The sequence below is a fragment of the Pseudomonas sp. FIP_A4 genome (assembly GCF_036701605.1).
In the GTDB taxonomy this organism is placed as follows: domain Bacteria; phylum Pseudomonadota; class Gammaproteobacteria; order Pseudomonadales; family Pseudomonadaceae; genus Stutzerimonas; species Stutzerimonas phenolilytica.
The window spans coordinates 76,984-91,842 of record NZ_JAYDXP010000125.1 but is presented as its reverse complement, the minus strand read 5'-3'; the positions used below and the strand labels follow the sequence as shown (position 1 = coordinate 91,842).

Below are 14,859 nucleotides of genomic sequence, written 5' to 3'. Positions count from 1 at the left end.
GCAGCCGACCCTGATCAAAGGCCACAACAAGATGCGCGTGTTCCAGGAGGAAATCTTCGGGCCGGTGGTGGCCGTCACCACCTTCAAGGACGAAGCCGAAGCGCTGGCGATCGCCAACGACACCGAGTTCGGTCTGGGCGCCGGCGTCTGGACCCGCGACATCAACCGCGCCTACCGCATGGGCCGCGGCATCAAGGCCGGTCGCGTGTGGACCAACTGCTACCACCTCTACCCGGCACATGCCGCGTTCGGTGGCTACAAGAAGTCCGGCGTCGGCCGCGAAACCCACAAGATGATGCTCGACCACTACCAGCAGACCAAGAACCTGCTGGTCAGCTACGACATCAATCCGCTGGGCTTCTTCTAACGCAGACCACCGGGGCTGGCTTGCGTGCGTTCAGCCCCGGCGCATCGAACTCCGTGATTCCTTCTCCAGCGGTAGCGAGTTGCCGCTGAAGGTTGGTCTCTGGCGCCTGGTAAAAACAATAAAAGGGCAAAGCAATGGATCAGATCGGCAATTACGTCCTCTACGTCATCATGTTCTGCGCGGTCCTCGGGGCCTTCGCAGCCATTCGAGACAGCGAAAAAGGCCTCGGCCGCGAATTCATGGAAGGTATCCATGCCACGGGGCACATCTTCGTTCCGGCGGCTGGAATCATGGCCTCCATTCCCTACCTGACGGTGATGATCGAAAGCGTCTTCGGGCCGTTCTTCGGTGCGCTGAACGCCGACCCGGCGCTGGCAGCGACGATGATCATCGCCTCGGACATGGGCGGCTACCACCTGGCCGCCGCGCTCACGGAAAGCAAGGAAGCGCTGATCATGGCGCTGATCACCGGTTTCATGGGCGGTGCGACCATCGTCTTCTCGATCCCCATGGGCCTGGCCATGCTCGACAAGCGTGACCACAAGTACATGGCGCTGGGCATCATGTCCGGCATTCTCAGCATTCCGGTCGGGGTGCTGATCGCCAGCGTCGTGCTGATGCTGAGCAACCCCGCGGTGCGCGAGGTGGTCGCGACCAACGGCGAGGCCACTTATCAGCTGGCGATGGGCCTTGGCGGCATCTTCGCCAACCTGTTGCCGATCATCGTCTTCGTGGTGGCGTTGGCTGCCGGCCTGCGCTTCCTGCCGGACCTGATGATCAAGGGCTTCATCGGCTTCGGTCGCGCGCTGGATGCCATGATCAAGCTGGTGCTGGTGTTCTCCATCGTCGAATACTTCACCGGCTTCTTCACCCTGATCTTCGGCAGCTGGGGCTTCCACCCGATCATCGCCGATGCCGAGGATCAGACCCGCGCGCTGGAAACCGCCGGCTACATCGGCATCATGCTCGCCGGTGCCTTTCCGATGGTGTACCTGCTGCGCAAGTACCTCGGCGGCCCGCTGGAAACGCTCGGTGGCAAGGTCGGCCTGAGCGCCGTCGGCAGCGCCGGGATGCTGGCGACCATCGCCAACATCCTCGCGATGTTCCGTCTGGTGCGCTTCATGCCGCCCAAGGACAAGGTCATCAACATCGCTTTCGGCGTGTGCGCGGCTTTCCTGCTGGGCGATCACCTGTCGTTCACCGCCAACTTCCAGCCGACCATCATCCTGCCGGTGCTGATCGGCAAGATCCTCGCCGGCTTCACGGCCGTGGGGCTCGCCTACTGGTTGTCGGTGCCCAAGGCGCTGCAGCTGGAGCAGCAGGATCGCGCCGCCGGCATCATCGAGGCGGGTGAGTATCCAGGCTCATCGCTGCACGAAAGCCCGCTGCCGATCCCGAAAGAAGCCGTCCAGGCCTGAACCGCCCGCAACCCTGAAACCGGCCACGGCTGCGATAGAGGCTTAGCTTCCTTTTAGTGCAGCAGTCTCTATCTGTAGCCGTGCTCGCCGGGTTGCTTCCACCCCGAGACAGGAGCCTGACCATGGCAACCTATTCCCACAGCATCGGTGGCCAGACCTGGCGCTTCGACAGCCTGCGCGAAGTCCTGGCCAAAGCTAGCCCGCTGCGCTCCGGCGACTGCCTGGCGGGCGTCGCCGCCGCCAGCGACGCCGAGCGCGCCGCCGCGCAGATGACCCTGGCCGACGTGCCGCTCAAGCAGTTTCTGCTCGAAGCGGTGATTCCCTACGAACGCGACGAAGTCACCCGGCTGATCATCGACACGCATGACGCCAGCGCTTTCGCCGCGGTCAGCCACCTGACGGTGGGCGGCCTGCGCGACTGGCTGCTGAGCGACCATGCCGACGAAGCCAGCCTGCGTGCCCTGGCACCCGGCCTGACGCCGGAGATGGCGGCGGCGGTGTCGAAGATAATGCGCGTGCAGGACCTGATTCTGGTGGCGCAGAAGATCCGTGTGGTCACTCGCTTTCGCAACACCCAGGGCCTGCGCGGGCACATGTCCACCCGTCTGCAGCCCAATCACCCGACCGACAACCCGGCCGGCATCGCCGCCAGCACGCTCGACGGCCTGCTCTACGGCAACGGCGACGCGATGATCGGCATCAACCCGGCCACCGACAGCATGGGCTCGATCTGCACGCTGCTGGAAATGCTCGACGCCGTCATCCAGCGCTACGAGATTCCCACCCAGTCCTGCGTGCTGACCCATGTCACCAGCTCCATCGCCGCCATCGAACGCGGCGCGCCGCTGGATCTGGTGTTCCAGTCGATCGCCGGCACCGAGGCGGCCAACGCCAGCTTCGGCATCAGTCTCAAGGTGCTGCAGGAAGGTTACGAGGCCGGCCTGAGCCTCAAGCGCGGCACGCTGGGCCACAACCTCATGTACTTCGAGACCGGGCAGGGCAGTGCGCTGTCGGCCAACGCCCATCACGACGTCGATCAGCAGACCTGCGAGGCCCGCGCGTATGCGGTGGCCCGGCACTTCAACCCGTTCCTGGTCAACACCGTGGTCGGCTTCATCGGTCCGGAGTATCTCTACAACGGCAAGCAGATCATCCGCGCCGGGCTGGAGGACCACTTCTGCGGCAAGCTGCTCGGCGTGCCGATGGGCTGCGATATTTGCTACACCAACCATGCCGAGGCCGACCAGGACGACATGGACATGTTGCTGACGCTGCTCGGCGCCGCCGGCATCAACTTCATCATGGGCATCCCTGGCTCCGACGACGTGATGCTCAACTACCAGACCACCTCCTTCCACGATGCCCTCTATGCCCGCCAGGTGCTCGGCTTGCGCGCGGCACCGGAGTTCGAGCAGTGGCTGGCGCGCATGGGCATCTTCCAGCAGCGCGACGGCCAGCTACGCCTGGGTAACGAGCTGCCATCCGCCTTCCGCCAGGCACTGGCGCAACTATCCTGAATTCGCGCATTCATGCAGAGGTACGCATGCCTGATCACACCCCAGCCACCGAGAACCCGTGGCAACAGCTGCGCCAGCTGACCCCCGCACGCATCGCCCTGGGCCGCGCCGGCACCAGCCTGCCGACCCACGCCCAACTGGATTTTCAGTTTGCCCACGCTCAGGCCCGCGACGCCGTGCACTTGCCGTTCGACCACGCTGGGCTGCGTGAGCAACTGCACGCCCTCGGCCATAGCACGTTGCTGCTGCACAGCGCCGCCAGTGACCGCCACACCTACCTGCAACGCCCCGACCTGGGCCGGCGTCTGGACGAGGCGTCCGCTGCCGTACTGCACGATCACGTCAAGCAACACGGCGGCGGCCATGACCTGGCCATCGTCATTGCCGACGGTCTGTCATCCCTGGCTGTCAGCCGCCACAGCCTGCCATTCCTCCAGCGTCTGCTCGAACAGGTGACAGCTGAGGGCTGGTCGCTGGCGCCGATCACCCTGATTGAGCAAGGCCGGGTGGCGGTGGCCGACGAGGTGGGCGAGCGGTTGGGGGCAAAGATGACGGTGATCCTGATTGGCGAACGGCCCGGCCTCAGCTCGCCGGACAGCCTCGGCCTGTACTTCACCTGGGCGCCGCGCGTCGGCCTCAACGATGCCTATCGCAACTGCATCTCCAATGTGCGTCTGGAAGGCCTGAGCTACGGCATGGCCACCTTCCGCCTGATGTACCTGATGCGCGAAGCCTGCCGGCGCCAACTCTCGGGCGTCGATCTCAAGGACGAAGCACAAGTACCGACCCTGGAAAACCAGGGGCCTGGCAACTTCCTGCTGCCGGACAACGTCTGAGCGCTTGCGCCGTAGCCCGACTGCCCCACTTCCACCCGCTGCGCGCCGGGATCTCAAGACGGCCCGTGTCAGCGGGGTGGGGGATTAGACGGTAGGCGACGGTGGAGATATTGAGCGCAGCGGGGAAGGGCAGCGCCGTTGTGAGTCAACCCGCGCTCGTCCTCTGTTTATATCAGCGTTGCTTATCTTGACTTTTCGCTATAAGCAAAAATCGGGTAGATCATCAAATGACATTTCCGTTATTCCTGAATTCTCTCTTTGCGTAATTGAACCAATCGATTGGCGATAAGAGCGCCATTTTAGACTACTGTTATATATGTTTTATAATAATTAATTTTGAAATCCACGCCCTGCTTTTGTTTCCAAAATATAGACCCGACGCACTTAACTATGGTTGGTTTTTCGCACCCGTTTATTGGCATAAATCATCGTTCGCGACATTAAATTGGTAGCAAATTAAAGCCAACCAATTTGCCACTACGGAAATCTCTTGCTCCGGAACTTTACTGGGTGAGTTGCATGGACGATTACAAACATAAGCAAGAAACGAATAAAAATTTCGCTAATTATCTCCGTTATATCGGCGAGCCCGCGGTGCCGCGACGTGCAGTGGTGGTGCGGCTTGCGGCGCAGCGAGTCGCTCCCAAGCTGCCCACCGGATAACCCCCCAATCGAACGAATGAACATTGCTCGGCATGACGCATGTATGCCGGGCGCCTGTCGGCGTTTCAGCAGTCGTTTCACTTCTGTGGAACATGTTGGTCGTGATTGGAGACAGAACGATGGGGCGGACGTTAATCATTGCAGTGACAGCGCTCGGTTTAGGTTCGGCTACGCAAACAAACGCGGCGCCAGAGCCGGCACCCAATGTTGCTCCCTCCGCAGCGGCGGTGAAGAAGAACGATACGCGCGAGTTTCCCGGTTTACCCATCGGGACGTTCATTGCATTGCCCCAAGTGGTTCTTTCGGCGACCCGCGATGACAACATTTACGCACGGGGTACCGATGAAACAGACGACACCATCTTCACGCTTTCACCCTCGCTGATACTGCAATCCGATTGGGATCGGCATGAACTGAGCGTCGATTTCGGCGCTGATCTCGACCGTTATCAGGACGCAACTTCCGAGGACGTAGAGGACTTCTGGCTGGGCCTCGACGGCACCCGCGAGCTGACTGAACATGCGCGCGTATTCGGTGGCGTACGCCACACGCGGGATCACGAAGACCGCTACGTGCCGGGCGCTGCCGGGCCGGAATTGCAGCGGGAACCCACACGTTACGAGCATGACGAGGCGTATCTGGGCGTTGCCAGCGAACTCGGCCGTTTGCGGCTTCGCGGCGGCGGTACTTTCGATCGTTACGACTACTACAGTGCGGAAACTCTCGCGGGCGCGCGCATCGACAACGCTGATCGCAAGCACGACCTCAGCTCACTCGGCGTTCGTGCTGGCTATGCGCTGACACCTAACCACGAGCCGTTCATTCAGTACGCCACCGACCGGCGGCGCTACGAAAAGGATATCAACGGAACGACATTCAACCGAGATTCGGATGGCCACCGGGCTGCGGTCGGCTTACGCGTGACCTATCCGCGGCAGCGCTTCGCCGGTGAAGTGTTCGCCGGCATGCTGAAACAGCGTTTCGACCATTCGACCTTCTCCGACATCCACAAACCCTACTTCGGCGCCCTGGCCAGCTGGAAGCCGACACCCACCACCCGTGTCACCGGCTTCATCGATCGCTCGCTGGAGGAAACTACGGTCAGCGATGACGGCGTGTACGCCGCGGCATCGCTGGATACCGCCTACGGTTTCGAGGTCTAGCGGGCACTGACCAGTCGCCTGTCGGTTCTCGGTCATGCGACCTATATCGACAGCGAATATCAGAGCTACGACCGCCGGGACAAGATCATCGATGCCGGCGCGGGGCTGCGCTACTACGTCTCGTCAACGGTCTTCGTCGGCAGCGACCTGCGCGTGATCGACCGCAACTCGGATGACCTGGACGGCGAGTACAGCCGCAGTCAGGTTTCCTTCAGCGTCGGCTACACGCCGGGACGCTCGAAGACCTATCAGTTGCCTGCCCAGGCGCTGCAACGCTCCGCCGGTGATCTGCTGCTGGCCGCGTTGCCGCTCGACACGCTCTTCACCGGTCCGTACGCGGGAGCGGCACTGAGTCACGGTCCGCTGGCGAGCACGACGTCCGGCCCTCGCGGTGATGGCGGCAGTGACGTCAGCCAGTTCGGTGGCTCCGGAATAGGCGAAGCACTGTTTCTCGGTTATGGCTGGCAGTTCAACCGCTGGTACGCGGGTATCGAGGCGGAGATCGAGCAGAGTCGCGCGCGCTGGTCGTTCAGCAAGGACAAGGCGGACGCACGCACGACCTCGCTCGACCAGGATGACGGCTATGGCCTGAGCCTGCGTGGCGGTTATGTCGTGAACAACGGTTCACTCCTGTACCTGCGCCTCGGGCGGGTGCGGACCCGCTTCGATTCCTATTACACGATCAACGATCAGGCCGTCGCAAGTCGCGCGCAGGATGATCGGCAGGACGGCTCGCGCCTGGGCGTCGGTGCCGATCTGCCGGCCGGCGACCGCTTGTTTCTGCGCATGGAATACGCCTACACCGATTACGACGCCTACGAGGTGGACTACGTCGACGACGACGGCCGTGCCACGGAACGCTTCGCCAACGAGGAGGGCCAGTTCCGGCTTGGCGTCGGCTGGCGGTTCGGCGCGGCGCCGTCGCCAGTCCCGCTGCAACCGGCGGTGCAGGGATTCTATGCGGGCGCTCATGCCGGACACGGCGGTCTTGACTCCCACCTCGACGGCTATCACTCCGAGGAAGGCGTTCCTCCACTGTCGCAGGCCTACGCCGGCGACTTCAGCGGCATGGGTGGAATCTATGGCGCCTTCGTCGGCTATGGCCGCAGCTTCGCCCGCTGGTACGTGGGGCTCGAAGCGGAAGTCGATACCAGTCGGATCGATTGGTCGCACGACCGCGACACGCGCGGCAGCGGTGGCCGGGACTTCTCGGTGGAGAAGAAAAGCGATTACGGCCTGGCACTGCGCCTGGGCTACAGCCTGCCCAACGGCACCTTGCTCTACGGGCGCGTCGGGCCGGTGCGTGCGCGCTTCAATACCACCTGGGAGAAGGGCAAAAACCCGGACGCCAATATCGACGACAGCTTCACCACTGACGGCATGCGCTACGGCGTCAGCGCGGAAATTCCGCTGAGCCAGCAGGCCTTTGCCCGTCTGGATTACACCCGCACCGACTACGACAGCTATGGCTTCAGGACCGGGCATGGCAACCCGGACGAGATGGAATTCGACAATCGCGAGAGCCTTTTCCGCATGGGATTGGGCTTCCGCTTCTGAGTACCTCCGCGACGGTGGAGGAGTGATCCGCCGTCAGGTGCAACCGCAGCACCGGTGCTTTTTGCACCATCCGGCTGAAGCACCGGCCCCGCAAACAAAGGAGCAATGTCATGTCAAACACACCGTTGAAACGCAGCAAGTTCGGATTTGTCAGCGGGGCATTCCTCGTCGCACTCGCGGCTCCGCTGGTGGTTTCAAGCGCATTGACGCTTGGTTTCGCCTCGCCGAGCGTGGCCGCCGAGCACAGCGGCGCCGGCAAGGGCGGCAGCGATAGCCACGGCAGCCGCGGCGGTCAGGCTGGCAAGGGTGCCGGCGGCGAGAAAGGCCAGGGCGGCTCGCGCATGGGCGGCGGGCAGGGCGCAGTCGACAAGATTTTCCGCGTCGATGCCGCGGCGGAAGAAGACAGCGACCGTCCTGAGTGGGCCGGTGTGAAGGGCGGCAAGGCGGGCGGTGGCGGCAAGCCGTTCGGCGCGGGTACGAAGAAGGGCGATCTGTTCGGTGATATGTACATCCTGCTGCGAGACGTGAACGGCGTCCCGCTGGTGGATGCAACCGGTGAAGAGCTGGTCGTCGCGTTCTACTACGACAGTACCGGTGCGCTGGTGCCGGTGATGGATGCCGACGGCAATCTGGTTGCCATTCCGCGCAACGAGGAAGGCGACCTGCTGACCTCGGTGACGGTCGGCGATACCACCTACGATGTCGTTCCCGGCGAGGTCGAGCTGGGCCGCCTGAGTGTCGGCCGTTCGCCGACCAAGGTACTCAGTCATTCGCTGGACGAAGCACTGGCAAAGCTGACCACTGAGGGCGCGGTGATTGCCATCGACTCCAGCGGTCGGCTGACGGTCGACGGCGTGACCATCGACTCGCCGTTGGAAAACCTGGCGCTGTACGAGACCTACATGACCAGCGGCTCGATACCGGGTGTGACCCTCCCGGCGGGCTTCGACCCTGCAGCGTTGCTCGCCGCGGCGGGAGACAAGACCGGCACCATCAGCGTCGATACGGTGGTGTACATGACTCGATCCTCGGCATCAACTCCGGTACGACCTACTACGACTTCTCTGACTACCAGTACGACCGCACTGCCACCTGGGCCGATGCCACCGCCACCGTGCTGGTGCTGGATGCAGGCGATCCGGATGACCCTGCCGACGACGTCTACAGGCCGACCGTGGTGAACCTGTACGACGCCGTATTCGGCGGCACCACCTGGACCGACCCAACGGTCGACGGAGGCGCCGACGATTTTGCCGCGGCAGCCAACGATTACTTGCAGGTCATCGAGTTCGTGCACGACAACGAAGACAGGTAGCGCTGGACCGGCTGGCCGTCAGGCCAGCCGGCTCATGCCGGGAGAGCATCATGCGCGTTCACTACAAGTCCGGCCTGCTGGCGTCGCTCTTGGCGCTGGCGCTGGCCGGAATAACCGGCCCCGTGGTGGCGGCTGACGACCATTCGAGTCATGACAGCGGCCACAGCTCCGGCGGCAAGGGTAAAGGTCCGAAGTACGGCGGTGGCCGCGACCATGGCAGCAGCCACAGCGATCAGACCCATGAGGAAGGCAGCCACTCCGGACACACCGGTGGGCCCGGCGGCAGCAAGGCCCTGGAAGGCAAGGTGTTCGACAGTGGCCGCGGCAAAGCCCCGGATTACATGGGCGGCCAGACCAGGGATGAGGAGTCATCCCACCACTCCGACGACGAAGAGCACGAGCATTGACGCGTCGTCGGTCCTGTTCAAATGAGGAGATACTTATGAAAAACATCAAATTCGCTATCGGCCTCTCGCTGGCTCTGCTGTCCGGCGCGGCGTTGGCACAATCCGCCAGCGGCCAGGGCGCAGGCGGCGACGGCGAGCAGGTCTTCGGCTCGCAGATCATGACCCAGCAGGAGCGCCTGGAATACCGCAACCGCATGCGCGAAGCCGCCACGCAGGAGGAGCGCGAGCAGATTCGCGTCCAGCACCATGAACAGATGCGCGAACGAGCCAAGGAGCGTGGCGTGACCCTGCCGGAAGATCCGCCTGCGCGCGGCATGGGCGGCGGTATGGGTGGCGGTATGGGTGGCGGCGCGGGCGGTGGCATGGGCAAGGGTGGCGGGCGCTGAGCCCGATACCGGTTGCGCAGCGCGAAGAGGAACCCGAACGCCCAGGACGGGCGGAGGACCGATTCGCGCTACCGTTCGTGCGATACCCGATCAAGGTGTCAGCTGCGCGGTAAAAATCGGGCAGCACGAAAGGCGACGATTGCTGGGCGCCGTTGCCGGGGACATACGGTAGCGCCGCTCAGGCCCGCGCATACTGCGCAAGAGCTTGCGGCGGGGGCGATGACTGGATGGGGCGAGTCAGGAGAGAGCTGGTGTAGGGTAGCGGCTGTCCACAGCTATGGAGGCAGACGATGAACCTGACCGAACTGGCGACTCGCCTGGGAATGCAGTTATCGGCGCTCAGCGCGCAGGTGACCACCGCGGAATCCTGCACCGGTGGCGGAATTGCCGAAGCCATCACTCGGGTTGCGGGAAGTTCGGCGTGGTTCGAAGCCGGCTATGTCACTTATTCCAACGCGCAGAAGACGCGGCAGCTCGGGGTACCAGCCGAACTGTTCGAGACGATCGGCGCGGTCAGCCGCGAGGTGGTCGAGCGCATGGCGAGCGGCGCGCAACGGGCCAGCGGCGCGCGCTTCGCCGTGGCGGTCAGTGGCATCGCCGGACCGGGTGGCGGAACACCGGAGAAGCCGGTGGGAACGGTCTGGATCGCCTGGGCGGATGGCGAGCGGCTGTTCGCCCGGCGCTGCCTGTTCGATGGCGATCGCCAGGCGGTCCGCGGTCAGACGGTCGAGACAGCGTTGCTCGGATTGATTCGTCTGGTAGCCGGAGAAAATCCGCTGCAGGGCTAGGCGGAGCATTTTCCCTATGCTCTAATACTGTCTACTTATACAGTTGTCGTGGCCTTTGGCCCTCTTGATCAAGTGAGGATGGTAATGGACGAGAACAAGAAGCGCGCCTTGGCCGCAGCTCTGGGCCAGATCGAAAAGCAGTTCGGCAAGGGCGCGGTGATGCGCATGGGCGATCATGATCGCCAGGCGATTCCGGCGATTTCCACTGGCTCGCTGGGGCTGGACATCGCGCTGGGCATTGGTGGTCTGCCGAAAGGCCGCATCGTCGAAATCTACGGCCCGGAGTCCTCAGGTAAAACCACGCTGACCCTGTCGGTGATCGCCGAAGCGCAGAAGATGGGTGCCACTTGTGCCTTCGTCGACGCCGAACACGCGCTGGACCCGGATTACGCCGGCAAGCTGGGCGTCAACGTCGACGATCTGCTTGTTTCGCAGCCCGATACCGGTGAGCAGGCGCTGGAAATCACCGACATGCTGGTGCGCTCCAACGCGGTGGATGTGATCATCGTCGACTCCGTGGCGGCGCTGGTGCCCAAGGCGGAAATCGAAGGTGAGATGGGCGATGCCCACGTCGGTCTGCAGGCGCGCCTGATGAGCCAGGCGCTGCGCAAGATCACCGGTAACATCAAGAACGCCAACTGCCTGGTGATCTTCATCAACCAGATCCGCATGAAGATCGGCGTGATGTTCGGTAGCCCGGAAACCACCACCGGCGGTAATGCGCTGAAGTTCTACGCCTCGGTGCGTCTGGACATCCGCCGCACAGGCGCGGTGAAGGAAGGTGACGAGGTGGTCGGTAGCGAAACCCGCGTCAAAGTGGTGAAGAACAAAGTGGCGCCGCCGTTCCGCCAGGCCGAGTTCCAGATCCTCTACGGCAAGGGCATCTATCGCAACGGCGAGATCATCGACCTCGGCGTGCAGCAGGGCCTGGTCGAGAAATCCGGCGCCTGGTACGCCTACAAGGGCAACAAGATCGGTCAGGGCAAAGCCAATGCCGCCAAGTATCTCGAGGACAACCCCGAGGTAGGTCGCGAGATCGAACAGCAGATTCGTGACAAGCTGCTGGTGGTTTCCGGCAACAAGGCGGCCGGTGCCAACGCAGGTGCCGTGGTCAGCGAAGACCTGGCCGACGTCGACTTCTGATCGCTATGCCCGCCGTGCTCGACAGCCCAGCCGCGGTGCGGCGGGCCGCGATGGACCTGCTGGCACGCCGCGAGCACGGGCGTGTCGAGCTGACCCGCAAGCTGCGCCAGCGCGGCGCAGCTGCCGAGCTGATCGAAGCGGCTCTGGATCGTCTGAGCGACGAGGGGCTGCTTTCGGATTCGCGCTATCTCGAGAGCTTCGTCAGAAGCCGTGCGCTTGCCGGCTACGGACCGTTGCGCATTCGCGAAGAGCTGGCGCAGCGCGGGCTGGCGCGTGATGCCATCGAGCGGGCATTGCGTGACAGCGACTTCGACTGGAACGCACAGCTGCGCGAGGTCTGGCAGCGCAAGTTCGCCGGGCAGCTGCCGGGCGATGCGCGGGAGCGCGCCCGGCAGGGGCGTTTCCTCAGTTATCGAGGTTATTCGCTAGAGATGATCGGGCGTCTGCTGCGCGGTGTGGCGGGCGACTGATGTGCTCCCCACCCGGTGCCGTGTCGCGCACCGGGACGGGCAAGGTGCCGCGTTCCGGGCAGACGATAACGGTGGCGTTATCGACTGCAGGCAGGTGCCGTTGCTCAGTCCTCGGAAGGTAGCGGGGTCGCCCAGCTTTCCGTTTCGTTGATGTAGTCCGTCAGTTCGCGCAGGCGCCCGTAGTCCCGTCCGTTGAAAGCGAAGCTCAGGCGAGGCAAGCGCTGCAGTTCCGGCTCATCCAGCTCGTGCTCGCAGCAGGGTTGCTGTTCATAGCAGCCGCTCAGGCACAGATCGGTGAAGGTCGTGTTGATGTATTCCAGCGCTGCATCGCTCAAGGGATGGTTCATCCGCATCACGAAGTGATCCTTCAGCCAGCGGCTGGAGTGGAAGTTGCGGTAGAACGTGGTGATCTCCTGAGCCACCTCTTCGGCGCTGTAGACCTGACGCACCAGGCGCAGGTCGGTGGGCAGGATGTAGCGGTTGTCGACCAGCTGCCGGCGCATGAACTGCAATGCATCCGTCCAGAACGAGCCGCCTGGCTCGTCCAGCAATACCACGGGAACCAACGGACTCTTGCCGGTCTGCACCAGTGTCAGCACTTCGAGTGCCTCATCGAGGGTGCCGAAGCCGCCGGGGCACAGCACCAGTGCATCGGCTTCCTTGATGAAGAACAGCTTGCGCACGAAGAAGAAGTGGAACGACAGCAGATTGCTGGTGCCGCCCACGGTGGCATTGGCGTGCTGTTCGAACGGCAGGGTGATGTTCAGCCCCAGGCTGTTGTCCAGCCCTGCGCCCTCATGAGCGGCCGCCATGATGCCTCCGCCGGCGCCGGTAATGACCATGAGGTCGTAGCGCGCCAGTGTCTCGCCGAGCTGGCGAGCCAGGGCATACAGCGGATGCTCGACAGGAGTACGTGCCGAGCCGAACACAGTGACCTTGCGCCGACGCTTGAACTGATCGAGACGACTGAACGCGTGCTCCATTTCGCGCATGGTCTGCAGCAGGATCTTGGCATCCCAGCGGCTGCGATCGGCCTGGGCCATGCGAATCACGGTGACCAGCATCTCGCGGTATAGCGACAGGTTAGGGCTGGTGTCCGAGACGACGAGTGACACGAGCTCGTCGATCTTGCTGGACAGATCCACGGCGCTGGTTTTGAAGTGCCGGGAAAGATAGTCGTCCGGTTCGAAGGACATACAACTTCTCCATGTATGGGCTTGTGCGTTCAGGCTATAGGTGCAATGCCGGGCGCTTCAAGCGCCAAGCCGCGCCCGGTGGTAAACGCGGGCGCGGCTTGGGCTGGGAATATCTGCGTTGTGTCAGAGTGCGATACGGTCGCCGGGTTCCGGAATGGCCGCGTCCCAGTTCAGGCGTCGTTTCAGTGCCTGCTGCAGCGCCTGCATCCGGTCAAGCTCTCCGTGCACGAGGTACAGCTCGGGGCGTTTGTCGAAGTGGCTTACCCAGTCAATCAGTTGCGATTGGCCGGCATGTGCCGAAAAACCGCCGAGCGTGTGAACCTTTGCGTTCACTGCGATGCGCTGGTGCAGGAGCTTGACGCTCGACGCGCCATCGACGATCGCGCGGCCAAGGGTGCCTTGCGCCTGGAATCCCGGAATCACCAGATGGCACTCCTTGCGCCACAGGTTGTGCTTGAAGTGATGAAGAATGCGCCCGCCGTTGCACATGCCACTGCCGGCAATGATGATCGCGCCGCTTTTGAAGCGGTTGATCGCCATTGATTCTTCGGGGGTGGACGTGCTCTTGAGAATCGGCAGCCAGCGCTCGGCATAGAGCTTGCTTTTGCTGGAGGCGATTGCCGGAGAGATGCCGTTGAGGTCGAGCTGATCCTTGAAGTGCGCATAGATGGCGTTGGCGTCGATCGCCATCGGGCTGTCGAGGAACACCACCTGCTGCGGCAAGCGCCCTTCGCGATAGAACCGTCCCAGGTAATAGATCAGGTCCTGGGTACGTCCGACGGCGAACGATGGCATCAGCACGTTGCCGCCGTCGCGGTGGGCCTGCTGCAGGATATCGGCCAGCTCCTCGATGGTCGCGTCGTGGTCACGGTGATCGCGATCGCCGTAGGTCGACTCCATCAGGATCACGTCGGCTTCGGTAAGCGTGGTCGGCGGGTACATCAGCGGCGAGCAGGTATTGCCCAGGTCTCCAGAGAACACCAGCTTGCGGGTCTGACCGAAATCGGTGACATCGGCCTGGACGATTGCCGAGCCGAGAATATGCCCGGCATCGTGGAAGGTGATGCGCACGCCCGGCGCCACTTCGAACGTTTCGGCGTAGCTGTGCGGTTCACGCTGCGATAGCGCGCGCTCGGCATCCACACGGGTGTACAGCGGCTGGATCAACGGCTTGCCGATGCGAGCGCGCCATTTGTTCTCCCATTCGGCGTCCTTCTCCTGGATTTGTGCCGAATCCAGCAGCATCAGCTCAAGCAGTTCGGCGGTGGCATCGGTGCAGTGAATGCGGCCGCGGTACCCTTCCGAAACCAGTCGCGGCAGCAGGCCACTGTGGTCGATGTGGGCGTGGGAGAGCACCACGGCATCCAAACTGCTCGGGTCGAAAGGAAACGGGGCGCTGTTCTTATCCTCGTTCTTGCGCTGCCCCTGATGCATCCCGCAATCGAGCAGAACTCGTGCGCCGGCGTGTGTCTCAATCAGGTAGCAGGAGCCGGTGACCTCTTGAATGGCACCGAGAAAACTGAGCAAAGCCATAATGCCTCCCTGTCTGTAGGATGTTTCCAAAGGTGCTCGCTTATGCGCCGGCTCGCCTTGATACATGTCAGAGGTGGTGGAGCTGGTGCTGCCTAGACTA

At 63.0% G+C, this 14,859-nt stretch carries 15 protein-coding genes and 1 pseudogene; 14 read left to right on the top strand and 2 right to left on the bottom strand.

Translation table 11 applies throughout. The features are described from left to right. From U8L64_RS13225 to recX, 14 genes and pseudogenes are all read left to right on the top strand, one after another. On the top strand, nt 1–367 hold a 367-nt coding region (locus tag U8L64_RS13225), incomplete at its 5' end, for an aldehyde dehydrogenase family protein (protein WP_333393806.1). Between the two features lie 134 nt (nt 368–501). Then, nucleotides 502–1,785 carry an ethanolamine utilization protein EutH gene (eutH, locus tag U8L64_RS13220; RefSeq protein ID WP_167137589.1) on the top strand — a complete coding sequence of 428 codons (1,284 nt, stop codon included), beginning with the start codon at nt 502–504 and terminating at the stop codon, nt 1,783–1,785. Nucleotides 1,786–1,907: 122 nt separating this feature from the next. After that, a complete protein-coding gene (locus U8L64_RS13215) occupies nt 1,908–3,302 on the top strand; it encodes an ethanolamine ammonia-lyase subunit EutB (protein WP_333398008.1) in 1,395 nt (464 codons plus the stop codon). A gap of 26 nt (nt 3,303–3,328) precedes the next feature. Next, nucleotides 3,329–4,138 carry an ethanolamine ammonia-lyase subunit EutC gene (eutC, locus tag U8L64_RS13210; RefSeq protein ID WP_333398006.1) on the top strand — a complete coding sequence of 270 codons (810 nt, stop codon included), beginning with the start codon at nt 3,329–3,331 and terminating at the stop codon, nt 4,136–4,138. Nucleotides 4,139–4,657: 519 nt separating this feature from the next. Further along, nucleotides 4,658–4,801, top strand: coding sequence for a hypothetical protein (locus tag U8L64_RS13205; RefSeq protein ID WP_175415025.1), 144 nt, complete (start codon nt 4,658–4,660; stop codon nt 4,799–4,801). 32 nt (nt 4,802–4,833) lie between these two features. Continuing rightward, nucleotides 4,834–6,864 (top strand): annotated as a pseudogene (locus U8L64_RS13200) (outer membrane beta-barrel protein); the annotation flags it as partial. Between the two features lie 45 nt (nt 6,865–6,909). Next, complete coding sequence (locus U8L64_RS13195; RefSeq protein WP_333398017.1) at nt 6,910–7,521, top strand: outer membrane protein; 612 nt, start codon at nt 6,910–6,912, stop codon at nt 7,519–7,521. A 110-nt stretch (nt 7,522–7,631) separates the two neighbouring features. Continuing rightward, nucleotides 7,632–8,702 (top strand): hypothetical protein, encoded by a 1,071-nt coding sequence (locus tag U8L64_RS13190; protein WP_273526745.1) that lies wholly within the window; start codon nt 7,632–7,634, stop codon nt 8,700–8,702. After that, nucleotides 8,699–8,836 (top strand): hypothetical protein, encoded by a 138-nt coding sequence (locus U8L64_RS13185; protein ID WP_273526744.1) that lies wholly within the window; start codon nt 8,699–8,701, stop codon nt 8,834–8,836. The genes U8L64_RS13190 and U8L64_RS13185 overlap by 4 nt, the downstream gene beginning before the upstream one ends. A gap of 50 nt (nt 8,837–8,886) precedes the next feature. Continuing rightward, nucleotides 8,887–9,243: a hypothetical protein gene (locus U8L64_RS13180; RefSeq protein WP_333398002.1), complete on the top strand. Its 357-nt coding sequence runs from the start codon at nt 8,887–8,889 to the stop codon at nt 9,241–9,243. 35 nt (nt 9,244–9,278) lie between these two features. After that, nucleotides 9,279–9,629 carry a hypothetical protein gene (locus tag U8L64_RS13175; protein ID WP_333398000.1) on the top strand — a complete coding sequence of 117 codons (351 nt, stop codon included), beginning with the start codon at nt 9,279–9,281 and terminating at the stop codon, nt 9,627–9,629. 290 nt (nt 9,630–9,919) lie between these two features. Then, on the top strand, nt 9,920–10,417 hold the full coding sequence (locus tag U8L64_RS13170; RefSeq protein ID WP_043296584.1) for a CinA family protein: 498 nt from the start codon (nt 9,920–9,922) through the stop codon (nt 10,415–10,417). Nucleotides 10,418–10,501: 84 nt separating this feature from the next. Continuing rightward, the gene (gene recA / locus U8L64_RS13165; protein ID WP_008566840.1) at nt 10,502–11,560 is read left to right on the top strand and encodes a recombinase RecA; all 1,059 of its coding nucleotides are present in this window, start codon (nt 10,502–10,504) and stop codon (nt 11,558–11,560) included. Between the two features lie 5 nt (nt 11,561–11,565). Continuing rightward, on the top strand, nt 11,566–12,030 hold the full coding sequence (recX, locus tag U8L64_RS13160) for a recombination regulator RecX (RefSeq protein ID WP_333397996.1): 465 nt from the start codon (nt 11,566–11,568) through the stop codon (nt 12,028–12,030). A 104-nt stretch (nt 12,031–12,134) separates the two neighbouring features. Here the strand turns inward: recX and U8L64_RS13155 are convergent, their stop codons facing one another. Both U8L64_RS13155 and U8L64_RS13150 read right to left on the bottom strand, forming a co-directional pair. Next, nucleotides 12,135–13,226 (bottom strand): LOG family protein, encoded by a 1,092-nt coding sequence (locus U8L64_RS13155; RefSeq protein ID WP_054095332.1) that lies wholly within the window; start codon nt 13,224–13,226, stop codon nt 12,135–12,137. Nucleotides 13,227–13,349: 123 nt separating this feature from the next. Further along, the gene (locus U8L64_RS13150) at nt 13,350–14,759 is read right to left on the bottom strand and encodes an MBL fold metallo-hydrolase (RefSeq protein WP_333398015.1); all 1,410 of its coding nucleotides are present in this window, start codon (nt 14,757–14,759) and stop codon (nt 13,350–13,352) included. Nucleotides 14,760–14,859 lie beyond the last annotated feature (100 nt).